This is a genomic window from Corynebacterium genitalium ATCC 33030, assembly GCF_000143825.1.
Lineage (GTDB): Bacteria > Actinomycetota > Actinomycetes > Mycobacteriales > Mycobacteriaceae > Corynebacterium > Corynebacterium genitalium.
The window spans coordinates 2100846-2117998 of the sequence record NZ_CM000961.1; the positions used below are offsets into that span (position 1 = coordinate 2100846).

The 17153-nt window shown below is 59.9% G+C and carries 11 protein-coding genes; 9 read left to right on the forward strand and 2 right to left on the reverse strand.

Annotated features, from left to right (window positions below; all coding sequences use genetic code 11):
- Nucleotides 1-146 precede the first annotated feature (146 nt).
- The 3 genes from HMPREF0291_RS09920 to HMPREF0291_RS09930 all read left to right on the forward strand — a co-directional run bounded on the left by HMPREF0291_RS09920 (nt 147) and on the right by HMPREF0291_RS09930 (nt 3004).
- Complete coding sequence (locus HMPREF0291_RS09920; RefSeq protein WP_005291006.1) at nt 147-536, forward strand: peptide chain release factor I; 390 nt, start codon at nt 147-149, stop codon at nt 534-536.
- Between the two features lie 219 nt (nt 537-755).
- Nucleotides 756-1115: a Cd(II)/Pb(II)-sensing metalloregulatory transcriptional regulator CmtR gene (gene cmtR, locus HMPREF0291_RS09925; RefSeq protein WP_005291009.1), complete on the forward strand. Its 360-nt coding sequence runs from the start codon at nt 756-758 to the stop codon at nt 1113-1115.
- A complete protein-coding gene (locus HMPREF0291_RS09930) occupies nt 1112-3004 on the forward strand; it encodes a heavy metal translocating P-type ATPase (protein ID WP_005291011.1) in 1893 nt (630 codons plus the stop codon). Before cmtR ends, HMPREF0291_RS09930 begins: the two co-directional genes overlap by 4 nt.
- A gap of 540 nt (nt 3005-3544) precedes the next feature.
- Here the strand turns inward: HMPREF0291_RS09930 and HMPREF0291_RS09935 are convergent.
- Nucleotides 3545-4519 (reverse strand): NAD-dependent epimerase/dehydratase family protein, encoded by a 975-nt coding sequence (locus HMPREF0291_RS09935; RefSeq protein ID WP_005291014.1) that lies wholly within the window; start codon nt 4517-4519, stop codon nt 3545-3547.
- An 871-nt stretch (nt 4520-5390) separates the two neighbouring features.
- On the opposite strand from HMPREF0291_RS09935, the gene HMPREF0291_RS09940 reads away from it, so the two are divergent.
- The 5 genes from HMPREF0291_RS09940 (at nt 5391) to HMPREF0291_RS11890 (ending at nt 14525) form a co-directional block, all read left to right on the forward strand.
- On the forward strand, nt 5391-5693 hold the full coding sequence (locus HMPREF0291_RS09940; RefSeq protein ID WP_005291016.1) for a helix-turn-helix domain-containing protein: 303 nt from the start codon (nt 5391-5393) through the stop codon (nt 5691-5693).
- A gap of 146 nt (nt 5694-5839) precedes the next feature.
- Complete coding sequence (locus HMPREF0291_RS09945) at nt 5840-10120, forward strand: DNA polymerase (protein ID WP_198002198.1); 4281 nt, start codon at nt 5840-5842, stop codon at nt 10118-10120.
- Between the two features lie 91 nt (nt 10121-10211).
- A complete protein-coding gene (locus tag HMPREF0291_RS09950; RefSeq protein ID WP_040423792.1) occupies nt 10212-10436 on the forward strand; it encodes a hypothetical protein in 225 nt (74 codons plus the stop codon).
- A 1071-nt stretch (nt 10437-11507) separates the two neighbouring features.
- A complete protein-coding gene (locus HMPREF0291_RS09955) occupies nt 11508-12725 on the forward strand; it encodes a cell envelope integrity TolA family protein (RefSeq protein WP_198002199.1) in 1218 nt (405 codons plus the stop codon).
- 1404 nt (nt 12726-14129) lie between these two features.
- A complete protein-coding gene (locus HMPREF0291_RS11890) occupies nt 14130-14525 on the forward strand; it encodes a hypothetical protein (RefSeq protein ID WP_156774845.1) in 396 nt (131 codons plus the stop codon).
- Nucleotides 14526-14637: 112 nt separating this feature from the next.
- Here HMPREF0291_RS11890 and HMPREF0291_RS09960 read toward each other — a convergent pair whose 3' ends face one another.
- Entirely contained in the window at nt 14638-15399 is a 762-nt protein-coding gene (locus tag HMPREF0291_RS09960) for an ArsR/SmtB family transcription factor (protein WP_005291027.1), read from the reverse strand.
- Nucleotides 15400-15532: 133 nt separating this feature from the next.
- Between HMPREF0291_RS09960 and HMPREF0291_RS09965 the strand changes: the two genes are divergently transcribed.
- Nucleotides 15533-16897 (forward strand): MFS transporter, encoded by a 1365-nt coding sequence (locus tag HMPREF0291_RS09965; RefSeq protein WP_005291032.1) that lies wholly within the window; start codon nt 15533-15535, stop codon nt 16895-16897.
- The last annotated feature ends 256 nt before the right edge of the window (nt 16898-17153 follow it).

Consider the following 17153-nt stretch of genomic DNA (forward strand, 5'->3'; position numbering starts at 1 on the left):
TCGAAGCCCGACGGGAGAAGGAGGAGCAAAAAGCGTTCGAATCAACCGGTGACGAGGATAATACTGAGGCTGGATCCCGGCCGTCGCGACGCGGTCTCCGCTTCCGCCGAGACGAGAAAGGGTTGTGGGCACCTAGGCTGGGCGGCATGAACGACCTGACCATAGCGCCCGGCCCGGGGATCCCCGACGGTGCGGTCATCGCCGCCGATCTCGCGGAGCGTTTCGCGAAATCGTCGACTCCAGGCGGCCAGGGCGTCAACACGACGGACGGCAAAGTCCAGCTTTCCATCGATGTCGCCGAATGCGCATCGCTTACCGACGCCCAGCGTCACCGTATCTCGCGCAACCTCGAGCACCGCCTAGACGGCTCCGTCTTTACCGTGACTGCGTCGACTCAGCGGTCTGTGTTTCGCTCCTGGTCCTCTCGCTTGCACCTGCGACACAGCCTCGTGCCCCCGGGCCGTAGCGTTCGGGGGAGCACAATAGCCCCAGTCCTCATCACGTCCCGGGATCAAAGAGTTCATCGCAGAGGTTAAGCACTACACGTTAAATTTGAACTCGACGGTATGTAGTTGCAAAGTAACTTTCTCGAGAACCTCGCCACCCACGTCGCTCCCGCGTTGGGTGGCAGCCGAACCACAAAGGATCAGTCATCTGCTATCCCATCGACTAATTCTTGCAGGTCGCAGGACCTTCGCGTAACTGTCAGTTCAGCACACTTTGAATAGTTCAGCACACGATGTATTGTTCAGCACATGCTGACTATTGCTTCACGCCTCGACGTCATGAACCGGCTCGGCCGGGCCATGGCGGATCCGACGCGTTCCAGAATCCTGATGACACTACTCGACGGCCCGAGCTACCCGGCCGTACTTTCGCGCGACCTGGGCCTGACCCGCTCAAACGTCTCGAACCACCTGACCTGCCTGCGTGACTGCGGCATCGTCGTTGCCGAGCCGGAGGGCCGCAAGACACGCTACGAAATCGCCGATCCGCACCTCGCGGCAGCGCTCAACGCGCTGGTGAACGCGACGTTGGCTGTCGACGAAAACGCCCCGTGCATCGACCCTGAGTGCTCGGTGCCCGGCTGCGGCGAGAAGGGAGAGGACGCATGAGCTCGGCGTGTGGATGCGAACACGAACCCGCCACGGAGATCGAAGAACTCGATCGGCCATGGTGGAAGGACCCCGAGTTGCTACTGCCGATCTTCTCCGGCGTAGCCCTCTGCGTAGGCCTGGCGCTGGGCTGGTCCGGGCTAGCGACACCCGCGACAGTACTGTTCTGGGTCGGCCTGCTGCTAGGGGCGTATACGTTCGCGCCCGACGCGATCCGAAACCTTGTCACGAAGCGCAAGCTCGGCATTGGTTTGCTGATGACCATCAGCGCGGTCGGCGCGGTAATCCTCGGTTACGTCGGAGAGGCCGCGGCGCTAGCGTTCCTGTACTCGATCGCCGAGGCGCTGGAAGACAAGGCGATGGACCGGGCGCAGGGCGGACTGCGGGCACTGTTGAAGTTGGTACCGCAGACCGCGACGGTGCTGCGCGACGGCACGTCGGTCGAGGTCGCAGCGAAGGACCTCGCGGCTGGCGAGCTTATGCTCGTGCGCCCCGGAGAGCGGATCGCCACGGACGGCATCATTCGGTCTGGGCGCTCCAGCCTTGACACCTCAGCGATCACCGGAGAATCCATTCCGGAGGAGGTTGCGCCCGGCGACGAGGTGCCCGCGGGAGCGATCAACTCCGCCGGTGTGCTGGAAGTCCAGACGACCGCAGCTGGAACGGACAACTCGCTGACCACACTCGTGGACCTGGTCGAGCAGGCGCAGGCGGAAAAGGGCGACCGCGCCCGGATCGCCGACCGGATTGCCCAACCCCTAGTGCCCGGGGTGATGATCCTGGCGGTGCTAGTCGGCGTGATCGGCTCGCTGCTGGGCGACCCCGAGACGTGGATCACCCGTGCGTTGGTGGTTCTGGTCGCAGCGTCGCCGTGCGCGCTGGCAATCTCCGTGCCGCTGACGGTCGTGGCCGCGATCGGCGCGGCCAGCCAGTTCGGCGTGGTCATCAAGTCTGGCGCGGCGTTCGAGCGGCTCGGCGGCATCCGTCACCTGGCGGTGGACAAGACCGGAACCCTCACCCGCAACCAGCCCGAGGTTACCGGCGTGGTCCCGGCAGACAGGTTTGATCGGGCGCAGGTGCTTACTTTCGCGGCGGCAGTTGAGCAGCAATCGACGCACCCCCTCGCCGCGGCGATCGCGGCAGCGGGGCCCGAAGCGCCCGCCGCCCAGGACATCAGCGAGGAAGCCGGGCACGGCATCAGCGGCACCGTCGAAGGCCGACGGGTGCTGGTGGGCAGCCCCCGGTGGATCGACGCCGGGCCACTGAAGGCAGACGTTGAGCGCATGGAGTCCGAAGGCCAGACCTGCGTCCTAGTCACCGTCGATGACGCTCTCGCCGGAGCGATCGGTGTCCGCGACGAGCTGCGTCCCGAGGTTCCCGAAGCCGTGCAGACCCTGCGCGCCAACGATGTGGAAGTGAGCATGCTCACCGGCGACAACACTCGCACCGCCCGGGCGCTGGCTGAAATCGCCGGAATCGACGACGTGCGCGCCGAGCTGCGCCCTGAGGACAAGGCAAGCATCGTCGCCGAATTTTCCTCCAAGACGCCGACGGCGATGATCGGCGACGGCATCAACGACGCGCCGGCACTGGCGGGCGCGACGGTGGGCATTGCGATGGGAGCAACCGGCTCTGACGCCGCGATCGAGTCCGCTGACGTCGCCTTCACTGGCCACGACCTCCGGCTGATCCCGCAGGCGCTGCAGCACGCCCGCCGAGGCAGCAGGATCATCAACCAGAACATCGTGCTGTCTCTGGCCATCATCATCGTGTTGATGCCACTGGCGATCAGCGGTGTGCTGGGCCTGGCCGCCGTCGTGTTGGTTCACGAAGTCGCTGAAGTCATCGTGATCTTGAACGGCCTGCGGGCTGCACGAGCGAAACGCTGAGGCTGTGACCGGCAAGTCTTATAAGAGTTAAACCACGCGCCGAGCGCACACACGTTGGACCAGGCGAGTCATTCGAGTTCACCACCTGGTCCTTCTCGATGCGTGCAGGCACGGGAACTGTGGGTGAACCTAATAGTTCAACGGCCCGATACCGCTTGCAGATTCTACACACGAGGTAGCGGAATGGACCGAGGCCGAACGAAAACCGGAGTTAGAGACAGCGCTCTTCAACCTCCCCCCCCCCAATAACGCGAAACGTCATTAACGCTCCGCGTTACACATTAAATTTGAATTCAACGGAGTGGCGAAAGAAGGCTACCTCACTCAGTTGTAAGCGATTCGAGAAACCTGAAAAGTGTGCCGCAAGGCGTTTTCTGCTCGGAAAGGCAACCTCCGCAGGCTAGATCGCTCCCCGTCACGAAGAGCTGGCACCGCCGAAGTTGCCCTCACGCCAGATTCGGACTCATTCTCACAGTCAGTCGCGGAACGAAAACCAACTGAGCACGGTCCTGGCTGCAGCTAGAACTGTTGGTGCCGAAACTAAATACCATCTTCTAACCGCTGGCGAAGCACGACTTCTTCTTCATCGCTGAGCCCGGCAAGTCTTTCACCGTGTTGTTCCTCTTCGAATCGCAGCGCATCCGCCAATGTTTCTTTCAACGGGCGAATCCGCAGGCCCGCTTCGTAGGCTGCGGTGCAATCGAGTAGCGCGATGTTGCGAAACTGTTCACCTGGTACCCACAACGGCAACGATTTTGGGCCCATCCACGGGGTTACATCATTAGCGAGAAGCAGTTCATCAGAGCAAGGTCGCTCCGTAGACTCCGATGCGGTTAACTCCCGCGAAATCTTGAACACATCGGACAAGGAAGTAGCAAACCCCGTAGCATTAAAGGTTCCGAAAGTCCCGACTTCTGCGGACTCAACTATCCAGCCTGCAAGGTCTTTCACATCGATCATAGCGACGGGAAACGCCGGGTCTGGGACGATCACGTTCTCACCCGTGGGATGCGCGAAGCGCCACGGATAGTAACCACTGCGCCCTGTTTCGTCGCCGTAGCCGGCGATCAGACCGGGTCGAACTACCATTACCGACCGATTTGTGCTTCGATAAGTCGTTTCGCAAGCAGACTTTGCGGCTGGGTACTGCCCCATGTTCTCCATGTAGTCAATTTCAAGCGGAGCGACTACAGAATCAGACTCGGAAGAAATACTTCCCTGATCCTCATATACGCTGCTCGAAGACACAAATATACGATGCTTGGCCTGGAGTTTCGCCGCCGCATCCCGCGCATGCTTCGGCTGACTCGTCAGATCCACAATGGTGTCCCAAGTTTTCCCCGCAACCTCATCGTACGCACCGTCACGGTCACGGTCTGAACTCACAAATTCGGTTCCGTTGGGAACCTTCCCGTTACCCCGCGCGAGGCAAGTAACTTGATGTCCTCGCTCGACTGCTGCAAACGCAATGTGCCCTCCAAGGAAACCGGTACCACCGAGCAACAAAAAGTTCATGTCCCTAGTTGTACACGAAACCTTCTCACACGTGACCAGTCCTAATCCCAGCGCATCCAAGCTGGAATAAGATGTCAGAGCAGGATTACCCCACCATCTGCCAGAGCTTCTTATTCGGCTAACCTACACATTGAACTTAAATTCCACGGAGTGTCGTCGATAAATAACCGCTCGATGCGTAAGTGCGGCAGCTGATGCGCTGTAGCGGAATCTACAACGACATACCGCTAAAAACAGACAACATATGGTGGTGCACAGAAACACACCTATGTTCTGCGGAAAACCTATAGGGTGCGTTGTTAAAAACCGCTATGCGCGGAAAACATATAGGGTTCACAGACCCGGCCCCAGCCCCTTCAATATCCTGAGCCTCGAAAAAATGAAAAAAATGAAAGGTTGGTCTGTCCCCACTATTCATTTTTTCATTTTTCCGGAGTACACCGGCAGCGGCCTCTCAGACCGGCGCTGTGTACCCCATAGGTTTTCCGCATAGACCCGTATATTCCGCAGAACCGATGTGTGATTCCGTGAAACATAGATGTGTTTCCGTGAACCCGCGATGTTTTCCACGCAGAGCGCGCCACAGCGCCGTCAGCGAAGCGCAGCCGCTGCGTGAACAGATATTCACAAAAAGCTTGCGCAATGCGCGCCCGCTCCGTAGGATAGGTGGCAGACCGTACGTTGCGACTGATCACAGGCATGATCGCGCCAGCGACGTGCGGGGGATTACCCCGAGGATAATTCATAAAGAGGCTTGCCCTCGACCGTGATAGGCGCGGTTCCTCCGAGATACTCGTTTCGTTACCTGCTAGTGACGTGAACCTCACAGACCAAGGAATCGATCTGTTCGACAAACCTTGGAGTGTTTTTCATGTCTGCACCAAGCACCGCCACGTTGGCACCGCGTTTTTACACGCTGCAGGAACTTACTGATCTTGGCCTCGGCTCCGAATCGACGTTGCGCAAGGCCATTAAAGAAGGTCTGCTGCCTTTCCACCGCTTCGGGTCGGGTTACCGCATTAGCCAAGACGATCTCGACGCCTATCTCATGGCCGCGCGTCGGCCGGCCCCTCAGCTGTTCGACAGCTTCGTCGATGCCGTTGCAGAAGCAGCGCCTCGCCTCACCAATGACCAGCGACAGCAGCTTGTCACGGTGCTGGGAGGTGCTGCTTAGCTATGGACACAAAGAAAAAGACCCCCGTGGGCAGCGGGGGGCAAACAGAATTTTCGCAAAACCAGGACGCGGAAGTTTCTGCGTCTAATGATACCGTTATGGTATCTGATGGTCAAGCGGATGATACAGATTCGTGTGAATACACCGTGACGCCGAAGCTCACCGACGAGCACCTCGACGAGTTGCGCAGCAGCGCGATCTCGGACGACGTCATCGAGTCCAGCGGCATCTACTCAGCGCGCACCGTCGAAGCCGTGCCTGCCCCGCTTCGCTATCTCGCCGAGAACAACCCCGCTGCCCTGCCCATGCTGGTCGTTCCGATGGAAGAGGTCGGCGCTGGGACCACGTATCAAGTCAAGCCGCAGCCTGGCTCAGTGTGCGACAGCAAGGGCCGGCCGAAGAAGTATGTCGGTCCCGCCAAGGACAACGAGTGGGGCACACCACCGCCTGCGCTGACGGTGCTGCGCGCTGTCACTGACGACACAAAGCGCGTGTGCATCGTCGAGGGTGCGAAGCAAGCGTTCGCTGCGCTGTCGCACACCGACGAAACAACCGCCGTCTACCGGATCGCCGGCATCTGGAGCTGGAAAGGTATGCAGAACTACGCAGTGCTTGCACAGTTCATGGACCTGCCCGTTTACATCATCCCTGATGCTGACGCGAGCACGAATCGGTACGTCTACGACGGTGCACGGGAGTTTCGGGAGCTGCTTGTGCAGTGGGGTGCAACCCCTGTGCGCTTTGTGCAGGTTCCAGGTCGAGACAAGCAAGGTCTGGACGATGTGCTTGCCGAGATGCCCGAAGACAGTCGCGCGAAGATGCTCGACATGTGGGTCGACAAGGCGCAGGACAAGCCCGCACGCAAGATGCCGAAGATGCCCGAGCTGGACGAGAGCGAAACCATCGCAGAAGTGCTGGAGGAAAAGCTCGACGAGAACAACCTGCGTCACACGACAGTGATCGACTGCAACGAGGGCACGCCGCAAGCTCGCCGCGAGATGATGCTGCAGGCGGTCTACAAGATGCACGGAAGGAAGTCGCTATTCCGGCAGGAGAACACTGCTGTTGAGATGCTGCCGCGTACCGAGCCTGAAGAAATCTTTGAGGTAACTGACGGCAAAAGCCAGCCTGAGGATAACCGGCGTGCGATCGTGAAGGTCACACGTGCAAACGGTTTGAGCCTTATCTGCGATGCGGTCACGCTGTATTACACGACAAAACATTCCGTGCAGTTTGTCGATCCAACGACCAAAGACATCGACACGATCTTTCAGCCGAAGTGGGCGAAGCAGCTGCCGCATCTCAACGGCCTTGTTTTCACGCCGATTGTCACGCCGAGCGGGCGGCTTGTCTTAACGTCTGAGTTTGAGCCGGAGACGGGTCTGTTCGTCGATCTCGACGATGATGTCGCAGATCTCGATATCCCCGAAAACCCGACTGACGAGGATGTCGCTTGGGCCAAAGAACGTCTTGAAGATTTGTTCTGCGACTTCCCGTTGAAAACCCCTCAAGATCTCAGCCGTGTCATGGCGCTCATCATGAGCATGGTGTTTCGACCCTCGGTGTCGATTTCGCCGGCGTTTTTGTTCTCTGGCTCCGGCCCAGCCGTGGGTAAGGGCATGATGGCATCTGCAGTGTCGACGTTGGTCACTGGTGCGCCTGTTCCGGTGACGAAGTGCCCGTCAAAGGACGATGAGTTCGAGAAGGTGCTCACGGCGATGTTGATCCAGGGCAAAACCCTGGTGATGTTTGACGAGCCTGGCGGTGTGATCGACTCGAAAGCCTTAGCCGCAGCTATTACCGAAAAGACGCACTCCGGCCGTGTGCTTGGTGAATCGCGCACGGTGAGTGTGCCGAACGTGATGCAGATGATTTTTGCGGGCAACAACGTAGCAGTGTCTCGGGATCTGGCCCGACGCTTCGTGTATATCGATTTGGTGGTCCAGTCTGACTTTGCGGAGGCGCGAAGCGGATTCAAGTACCCGCAGCTCAACGCATATATCAAAGAGCACCGGCGTGAGTTGATGACCGCTGTTCTTACCCTGGTGCAGGCATGGATCGCAGCGGGGCGGCCCCTGCCTCGCGACGGTATGCCGACGGGTGGTTTTGAGCAGTGGTACAAGTGCGTTGGTGGTGTCCTCACACACGTCGGCTACGGCGATTTCATGGATGGTGTCGCCGAGCAGCGCCGTGTACGCAATGACGGCGAGTTGGCCGATATCCTGCATCTGTACTGGCTCTACACCAAGGTGCAAGGCTCCGGGGACTACCCGAACGGTTTTCGCGGGTATGACATCCAGCAGATCATCGCCAAGATCAAAGAACAGGACGATCTCGATTCCGCAGACACGGCGTGGGCCAAACTCGGGATGGATGATCCCCATGTGCCGCTGCCTGCAGATATTTATGGCACCGACGACGCCCGGGCCTTTGCGTTGGAGCGTGCGTACCTGAGTTTGAACAACCGCACGCTTGAGGGATTAGCTATCGAAAGCCTTGAGGTCCCGAAGTACGCCGAACGCCGGTTCAAGGTCGTGTGGCGCGGCAAGCCGGAAGACGATCCGCTCGGCGGTGGTGGTCCGCTCGGCGGAGGAGACGACGGTGACGATGGCGGTACTCCCCCGCCCTCCCCGGCACCGACACCTGCGCCAGCTCCAGCTCCAGCAGCAGATGAGCCTGTCGCACCTGCAGCACCGGCTGACAGCACCACTGTCGTGTTCGATCTTGAGACTGGCAGCGCAGATGACCAGCACGTCACCGATGATCCTGGCTTCGTGCGTCTTGCCACGTACTCGGTAGGCGGCGCCGAGCCGGTGGCGACCACCGACATCGCAGGTGAGCTGATCCCGCTGCTAGAACAGGCGGACACCATCGTCGGACACAACATCGTGCAGTACGATCTGCCAGTGCTGCAGCGTCTCTACGGCCTCGACGTCGGTGCGCTGATCAAGGCTGGCAAGGTGCGCGACACACTGATCATGGTCCGCCTGGCTTCTGGTGGTAATCGCAACCTCGAGTACAACCTCGACGCTGTTGCCCATAGGTGTGGCGTCGACGGCAAGCTGCTGGCAGGTAGCGAGTCTGCGCTCAAGGCGCTGGCGAAGCAGTACGGCGGCTTCGACAAAATCCCGGTGGACAACCCCGAGTACGTCGAATATGCCCTGCAGGACGTGCGTGCCAACGGGGCGGTCTATGAAAAGCTGTTACCGGCCACGATCGAGGCTGTCGGCGAGGACTATCTGCGCCGTGAGCACGAGAAAATGCACTCATTGAGCGTTGTCGAGTCCCACGGTGTGCGCGTAGATACAGCCAAGGTCGACGCCTTCATCGCAGAGGAAGCACAGACCAAGGCCGAGATCCGCGCCTGGCTCGTCGATACCGTCGGTATCCCCGACGAGGGCAAGGCCCCGTGGGCCTCGGCTGCGGGCAAGCAGGCGATTGCCGAGTACTTAGAACGGTTCGGTGTTGCCGCACCACGCACGGCCAAGGGTGCGATCAGCACCAGTGCGAAGGCACTCAATGACTTGGCCGAGGCACACGCCGACGTGCCCGAGGTCGTCGAGCTGGCAGCAAAGATGGAGACACTGCTGCAGTCCTCCACCCCGGCGACGACGATCAAGAAGTACCTGCGCGGTGAGCGGGTGTATCCACACATCACGTCGAGTCAGGCCACGGGCCGGCTGAGCACGACGAACCCCGGCATGACGGTGTTCGGTTCTCGCGATGAGCGGCTCATCCGCCAGCGCGAGATGATCGTGGCCGATAGCGCCGACGAGGAACTGATCTCGGTGGATCTGTCGCAGATCGACGCGCGCTGCATGGCAGCGGGTAGTGGAGATGCCGCCTATGCTGCCCTCTTCGCCCCTGGCCGTGATGCACACACGGAGATGGCGATTCGCGTCTTCGGTGACGCGGCGCGCAGGTCTGACGCGAAGGCGCTCGGCCACGCCGCGAACTACGGCATGGGACCAAAGAGTTTTGCAGCCCACGCTGGCATCTCCGAGGTCGAGGCGAAGGAGCAGCTGGACCGTTTGCATTTCGAGTTCCCGCAACTCGAAGCGTTCAAAGACCACTTGCGTAAGCACGCTAAGGCACTCGGCTGGATCGCCACTGGCTTTGGACGCCGCGTCGCGGTAGACCGTGCCAAGGCGTACACCCAAGCCCCGGCGGCCTACGGCCAAGGCACGGCCCGAGACGTGTTCTTAGAAGGCGTGCTGAACCTGCCTGCCGAGGTGCTAGAGATGGTGCGCATCTTCGTCCACGACGAGATCGTGCTCTCGGTCCCACGGGAGCGTGCAGAGGACATCAAGCAGACCGTGATGGATGCGTTCAAGGCTGTGACACTGCCCTGTAAGGGTGACGTCGATGTGCCGGTGCTGTCCGACTCAGCTGGCCCCGCTGAGTCCTGGGCTGGGTGCAAGGACTGATGCGAGGTGGTCGAGCTACTGCACACGCGCGGCCCGCCGCCGTGTACCCACGCTGATGAAGAAATTGTCCCTCAACCAAGGAGAAGATCCAGTGTCGTTCAAAGACGATTATGAAGCCGCGCTGCTTGAAGAGCAGCGGGCCAAAGATGCCGTGAATGAAGCGCGCCGTACATACAAAGCGGCGAAAGAACGGGTTGCGCAGCTGCACGGGTATGCCGAAGAGTTCGAGATGAACCTTAACGGCAATAAGCCCGCACCCACCGTCGCCGATGAGGCGGCGAAGCCGAAGGAGGATGCGCCGCCACGCTTGGTGTAATGGAGCGTTTCGTGATGACCCAAACACGACACATCGATGCTGGCATATCCGAATGTATATCGACAAGATATATCGGATTGCCAGCAGTGTCGTGACGTAAAGCATGGGTCATCACACAAGGTGCAGCGTCAGCTGCACTATTGGGCATCTTGACCGGAGCGCAGCGGAGGGCAAGACAGCACCAGCCAGACCGAGCGAGCGAGGTCTGAGACTGGGGCTGTAGGGGGCGGCGCGCCAGCGCCGGGCACCGGGTTATGCGAGCGCCAGCGAGCAGTAATACCCGGTGCAGTGCCTCGGCTATGCCGAGCGCCGGAGCGCAGCGGAGGCGTCGCACCCCCTTATGCCCTTTTTCCCCCTTCTACCCCTATAACGACAAACTCATAGGGGTTTTGACACAGAAGGGGGCTGCGACCTGCGTGTTTCGGGTCTTAAAGTGGTCTTCGACCCTTACCCGAAACGGCCCGTTGATGCGCGAAGCGCACATGGTGCCTATGCAAAACCTGCAGGTCGCCACGCTGTGCGCACCACATGCGGCGCCAGCCGTTGTATGTCGGTCTTAAAGTAAGGGCCGATGACGGGTGGAAACGCCGCTTGCGGCGTCTTCCCGCGTCATCGAGACACCTGCAGCGAGCCTGCGAGCGCAAGGTGTCTAACCGCACGGCAAGACCGACATCGCCTACGTGGTGCGCACAGCCACACCCTGCACCCTGGCACCGCCGTCAGGCGGTCATTGCAGGGTGGTGAAAATCCCGCAGCGAGCTATCCGCCGCAAGGCGGTGTTGATGTCGCTGCGGGTGTCAACAACACGGGCTGAGTAACACACTCCATATCGGCCCGTGCCACAAGCACACTATCGGTGCAGACGTATCACGCTCGCGGCGGCCATATGCGCGCAAGCGCATGTGATGAGCACCGCCAGCGACGTGTGTTTTGCGAGCGGCAGGCTCGCAGCAGATCCAGCGGCAGCTGCTGACACAGATACATAGCGCCGCGACTCGATTGGTTCGCCCCTGTGGCAATGGCTGTACGGTCCTGTGGCGGCTGTACACGCCTCGGATGGACGGAGTGCGCGTGCAGAAGAACAGTTTCGAGACGTCGCTGTTCGTCGTGTATCTGCCGAAGTCGATGTGCAAGGAGATCCCCGACTACTACACCAGTGAGGTGGACGGGCGCGAAGTGAAACGTCCGCGCTATGTCGCCCGCGACTACGAAGAAGCAAAGAAGTACCCCGAAGAGTCAATGCGTTGGCTCGCCGAGAACTTCATTCCCGGCGGTATCGACGCAGTCGCCGGCGGGGACATGAACTTCGACGAATCGACGCCACACATCCAGTTTCAGGCGGACACCCTCTCCCCTCATCCGGACAAGCCCGGTACGCTGCGTTGCCGCCCTGGCATCGCGTACAACACAGACCCCACGGTGCGGTACACATCCGGCCCGAAGAAGGGCAAGCAGATATCGGGCCAACAGAAGTTCATCGATGCGCAACGGGGCCTGCGCGAACACATGCACGCGCTCGGTTATCCGGTTGAACTGGAAGTCTCCGAACGACACGACGAGTCGCTGAACCTCGACCGCTACACCGAGCAGCAAGACCGAGAGCGGGATCTCAAGAACCGCGAAGGTGAAGTGGAAGTCAAGAAGCGCTCCGTGCAGCGCGACATGGACGCGATCGAGCGTGATCGCGAGCAGGCAGCAAAAGAACTCAAGCAGGCCCAAGAAGCCAACGAGAAAGCGCAAAGTGTGCTGCAGCACGCCGAAGAACAGGCCCGCGCTGTTGCCGAGCGTGTGCTCAACGAGGCACGTGAGAAGGCGGAGCAAGAAGCCGAGCAGATCCGCAGCGACGCACGCAAGGATGCTGAGCAGACCATGGGCCTTGCCGAAGCGCAAGCAGATGAGTTGCACGACCTGGCCGAAGAGACTGCGCGGTCCAAGGCGAGCGAGATTACAGCCACGGCCCGCAGCGAAGCAGAGACGATCACACGCCAAGTCGACGAGGCACGTAAGCAAGCCGAGCGAGACGCAGAAAAGATCCGCAGCGAAGCACAAGATGAGGCGAAGATCATCATCGAAGAAGCGGTGAAGTCAGGACAGCAGTTGGAGCATCTGGACAAGAAGTTCCTGGTGCTAGAACTGCACGACAGCCCGGAGTTGCTTGAGCGCTATACGCAGTTCAAGAAGTCGCAGACCTCAAGCAAGCACAGTGACGCGCGCCGACGTGCACAGGAGCGTATCGAGAAACGCCGCCTCCAGCAGCAACAGCAGCGTGACCGTGATGGCGGTGATTAGTTGTAGCACTGCTCTCCCCCGCCCTGTACGGCCCTGTAGCGGCCTAGCAGGGTGTCGCCAGGGTCAGTGTCCAGAGATAGCGCTAAAACCGCTCTAATTCAGCGAGAATCGAAGAAATCTGGGCCACGCTGAGCGGAGTGTCACTACGTTGCGCAGCGAATTGGCCTGTTGAGTGGCGGAGATATTGCGCAGCACGTCCGCCGGGACAATGGCGCGTGTGCTGCGCAGAAGAGACACCCGCAGAAGGGCCGGCAAAATGACAGCGACATTCTGTTGCGCAGCAAATGTGTTAATACGATGACAAGCAACTTCACTGCTCAATTCAGGTGTCATTAGGGGCATTCACCAAACTCCCCAACCTCTAGACACGCCGCCACTTACACGGCGGCTTACACGTTTTCCGACGCTTCCTTACACACCCCGCAACGACCCCCGCCCCGAGTCTCGAAGCGAAACCCCTACCGACCCTCGCGCGGGAATCATTCTGCCACGCGAGTGGGACAAGAAACTGGACAGGCTGTAAGCAATATACGGTTCCCCGTGCCAAGATCCTTGGAGTGTGCATTTGGGTGGGCGCTTCCATCGTCATGGCTTATGTTGGCTGGCGCGGAAGCTGGGCGAAAATGCCGTTGAAGGGTGGCGGTGGCCATTGGATCTATGTTGAAAAATAAACAGTGGAAAGCTGCTGCGGACAAGATCGTCCAAGTAGCCTCTGTTAATGTTGCAACGGTTGCCCTTGACTACGGAATTAGTGCAATCGGTGGGCCCGTAGCGTGGGTTGGAAAGATTGCACTTTATGCAGGTCCTTGTGCTATCAGCGAAAAGTTGGACTGGAAAGGAAGTTATAATGGGTTTCGGAGGGGCTTTACGTAGAACTCAGAAAAATGGAAAACCATGGATACCTCCGTGGTGGTTTTCCTTCATCGTACTACCGCTAATGGTTATCGCTGGCTTCTACGTAAGCCAAGTGACCGGTTGGCGTGGAGTTTCCTCATCAAGCGTAGAGGGGGTTCCATGGAGCGAAGTAAGTTCTGACGGTATACTTCTTCACGTAGCGGGGTATATGACTTTTTACTTCGTTTTAGTGTTGCCCATCTTCTTGATCCGTAGATATCTATGGGAGAAGCAGCGAAACAGTTGACGAGCGGAGCAGCGACCAAAACCCGAAAAGCAATAAACAATGGATTAACCAGCCGAAAACAAACGTACGCTACCCCCTCTCAAAGGTGAGCTCACAGATTGCGCACTCAGCGAAGCGCAAAGCAGACGCAGCCAAAAACCTACGGGATGAGGGGAACGGACTTGTTACCGGTGACCACCCAAGAAAAGGGCAACCGAAAACCTCCCAAGGACAAGAACCGGTGGTAAACCCTTCTACAGTATTCTTAGACGACGGAACCCGACTTGATTTTCGAACAGACAGCAAGTCAGGCGGCTACACAATCGACATCAACAACAACGTCAACAGCAAGATTTTTAAGATCCACGTTGCGTAATGATTTATTCAGAATCATCAAGAAAGAAATGGAAGAGACCGAAGACTGGGTCTCTCTGGCTGGAGCACTCGGTGCCTGTGAAATTCACCCCTTCCGGGCGACTAACGAGCAAATCTCTTCAGTAGCACGCGAAATTGAAAAAGATGAACGTCTATTGAAGGCGTTTTATCACATGCCACAAAAACCTGTTTTTAAAAAGGAATCTCCAGAGTTTAAAAACAAGGTAGAAGAACTTCTACGGACAGAAGACCCCAATACTCGTATGGACATCATGGTCAATCTTTTAATTGACGTTAGAGAATAAAGAGCGAACTGTTAATCTCCGCGTCTAGGGCCGGAAGCCGACCGGCTTTCGATCGTCCGAAAGGTCACGCCGGTGCCAAAGAACGACTGAAGCCCTCAGGGACGGCTGTCGGTCAATTGAGGGAGATCCCCGCGTCGTTGAGCGCTGCCCGCCCGGCGGGAGTGAGACGCACGGCCCGGGTACGACCCCTGCGGGAAAGCCATTCCTTATCCAGCAGAGTCTTGCAGATTCCCGTGCCGAGAGGGCCGGCGAGGTGGAAGCGGCGTTCGGTGGAGTCCATGCACGACCTGCCCGTGTCGAGCATCTTCGGGGGCACACCCCACTGTATGAACAAGCGATGACCGTGATTAGTGACCTGACAGTGCGAGTCGATGAACTCGTGCTCTTCCAGTTGTTCAGCCAGGCGCACCCCGAGCTTACCGGCGAGGTGCTGATAACAGGTGCGGCCTTCACGTAGGTTCGCATTCGCCCGTGACGCGCTGAGGCTGTGAGGAGTGGGCAGGGGCGAGCGGGCGACCACGCCAAGGCTCTCGACCACTCGTGCGATGTCTTCCCCGGCCAGGCGAATGTAGCGGTGCCGGCCCTGCCGAATGTCGTGGACGAGACCGTGGGTGACGAGCACGCCAACATGCTCGCTCGCCGTCGACCGGGCCAGGCCCGCGTACCTGCCCAGTTCACCAACCGTCCAGGCCCGCCCGTCCATGAGCGCAGCACACATGGCCGCCCGCGACGAGTCAGCCAGAGCCGACGCGACTGTCGAGATATCCGGGACCGCTTCAGGAAACACGCGCGCAACCATGTCTCCAGTGTGCACCCGGAACTGTTCGGTGACGACCGAACAATCGCAGGCGTAGTTTGAACTCACCAGATTCATTGCATCAGGAGACGAAGGGAGCGATCGCGATGAACGGGGACCGCCAACGGCTACGCGGGCACTACGATGAGGACTTCTACAAGCGCACCTACTTCGGCCACCCGCCCGCCGAGGCTTCGCTGGAGTCTCGCGTATGACCGCGCATCGGCGCACGGCGCTGGTCGCGACCCTCCTCGGTTTCTTCATCGTCATGCTCGATACGACCATCGTCAATGTCGCCCTCGCCGAGATCGGCACTGACCTCGACATGACGGTGGGCTCACTGCAGTGGGTCGTCGACGCTTACACCCTCGTGTTCGCCGCGTTCCTTCTCACAGCTGGGGCCGCATGCGACCGTCTCGGGGCCCGCAGGGTCTACCTCGCTGGCCTGGTGGTCTTTGCTGTGCTCTCGGCCGTGTGCGCCCTCGCTCCCACAGGCGGGTTCCTCGTCGCTGGTCGCGCCGTCCAGGGCGTGGGCGCGGCAGCGATCGTGCCGGGCTCTCTGGCATTGCTGTCGGCTGTGTACGACGATCCGAAGGAACGAGCACGCGCCATCGGGCTGTGGGGCGGCGCAGGAGGTGTTGCCGCCGCGATCGGACCGGTCCTGGGCGGAGCGCTGGTGTCGACGATCGGGTGGCGGGCGGTGTTCTGGGTCAACCTCCCCATCGTCGCTATCGGCTGTCTGCTCACCTTGTGGGCAATTCCCGTGCTCACGGGCAGTCGCGCGAGACGGGTGGACCTACCCGGACAGGTGCTCTCCGTGCTCACGCTGGTGGCAGTAACCTATGCAGTCATCACCGCAGGCGAACACGGATGGTCACCCTGGCAGGTAGCCGTGCTGATCGCCGGGGGCGTCTTCCTCGCCCTGTTCATCATCGCAGAGCGAGGACACCCGGACCCGATGCTGCCGATGGCCTTGTTCACTCGTGCCCGGTTCTCCGTGGCCGCAATGGTAGGGCTCGCGCTCAACTTCAGCTTCTTCGGACAACTCTTCGTGCTCTCCCTCTTCTTCCAGCAGTACCTGGGATACGAGCCGTGGCTGGCAGGCCTCGCGCTGGCACCACAGGCGTGCAGCGCCGTGGTCGCGTCACCGCTGGGCGGCCGTGCCGTCGCCCGGTGGGGCGCGTTCCCCACCATGCTCACCGGCCTGGTAGTCGGCACGATCGGCTTCAGCAGCCTCGTGCTGCTCACCGCAGAAACCCCTTACGTGGTGGTCGCGGTGTTGACCTTCACAGCTGGATTCGGGATGGCCTTCGCGATGCCGGCCGCGACCTCGGCCGCAGTGGCCTCGGCCCCGCCGGAACATGTCGGCATCGCAGGAGGAGTCATCAATGCCGCCCGCCAGACCGGCAGCGTCGTCGGCGTCGCAGTCCTCGGCGAAATGGTCGCCAGTGGAGCGTTCCTCACAGGCTTCCACACAGCCGTCGCGGTCGCCGGTGGAGTCTTCGGTGCCGCAGCGCTCGTAGTTGCTGCCACCATCATCAGTCACCTACAGGAGCCAGTTACACCTGAAGTTTAGAATCATTGTGTGATGAAGCACCATCGGAGGAGGTCGAAGAAGCTGCTCTCCCCCCAACTTTGCAACAGCACCTGAAATGGGGACCGACGGTCTCAAGGTCCGGGGCGACATTCGCAGGGGTCAGATCTTGTATTTCTGGGAGCCGTAACGGGTACCTGGCCTTGTAAGCCCAGGAGCTCCCACAGGTGGTCGACAACCTGCACTGGGCTCTTCCGGGGGCAAGGTTGGATGAATCCCATCTCAGCGACACGGGAAC

What these genes read in the sequence shown, in the direction of transcription:
- HMPREF0291_RS09935 (WP_005291014.1), bottom strand. Translation starts at nt 4,519, where the DNA reads ATGAACTTTTTGTTGCTCGGTGGTACCGGTTTCCTTGGAGGGCACATT.
- HMPREF0291_RS09960 (WP_005291027.1), bottom strand. Translation starts at nt 15,399, where the DNA reads ATGAATCTGGTGAGTTCAAACTACGCCTGCGATTGTTCGGTCGTCACC.
- HMPREF0291_RS09920 (WP_005291006.1), top strand. Translation starts at nt 147, where the DNA reads ATGAACGACCTGACCATAGCGCCCGGCCCGGGGATCCCCGACGGTGCG.
- cmtR (WP_005291009.1), top strand. Translation starts at nt 756, where the DNA reads ATGCTGACTATTGCTTCACGCCTCGACGTCATGAACCGGCTCGGCCGG.
- HMPREF0291_RS09965 (WP_005291032.1), top strand. Translation starts at nt 15,533, where the DNA reads ATGACCGCGCATCGGCGCACGGCGCTGGTCGCGACCCTCCTCGGTTTC.
- HMPREF0291_RS09930 (WP_005291011.1), top strand. Translation starts at nt 1,112, where the DNA reads ATGAGCTCGGCGTGTGGATGCGAACACGAACCCGCCACGGAGATCGAA.
- HMPREF0291_RS09940 (WP_005291016.1), top strand. Translation starts at nt 5,391, where the DNA reads ATGTCTGCACCAAGCACCGCCACGTTGGCACCGCGTTTTTACACGCTG.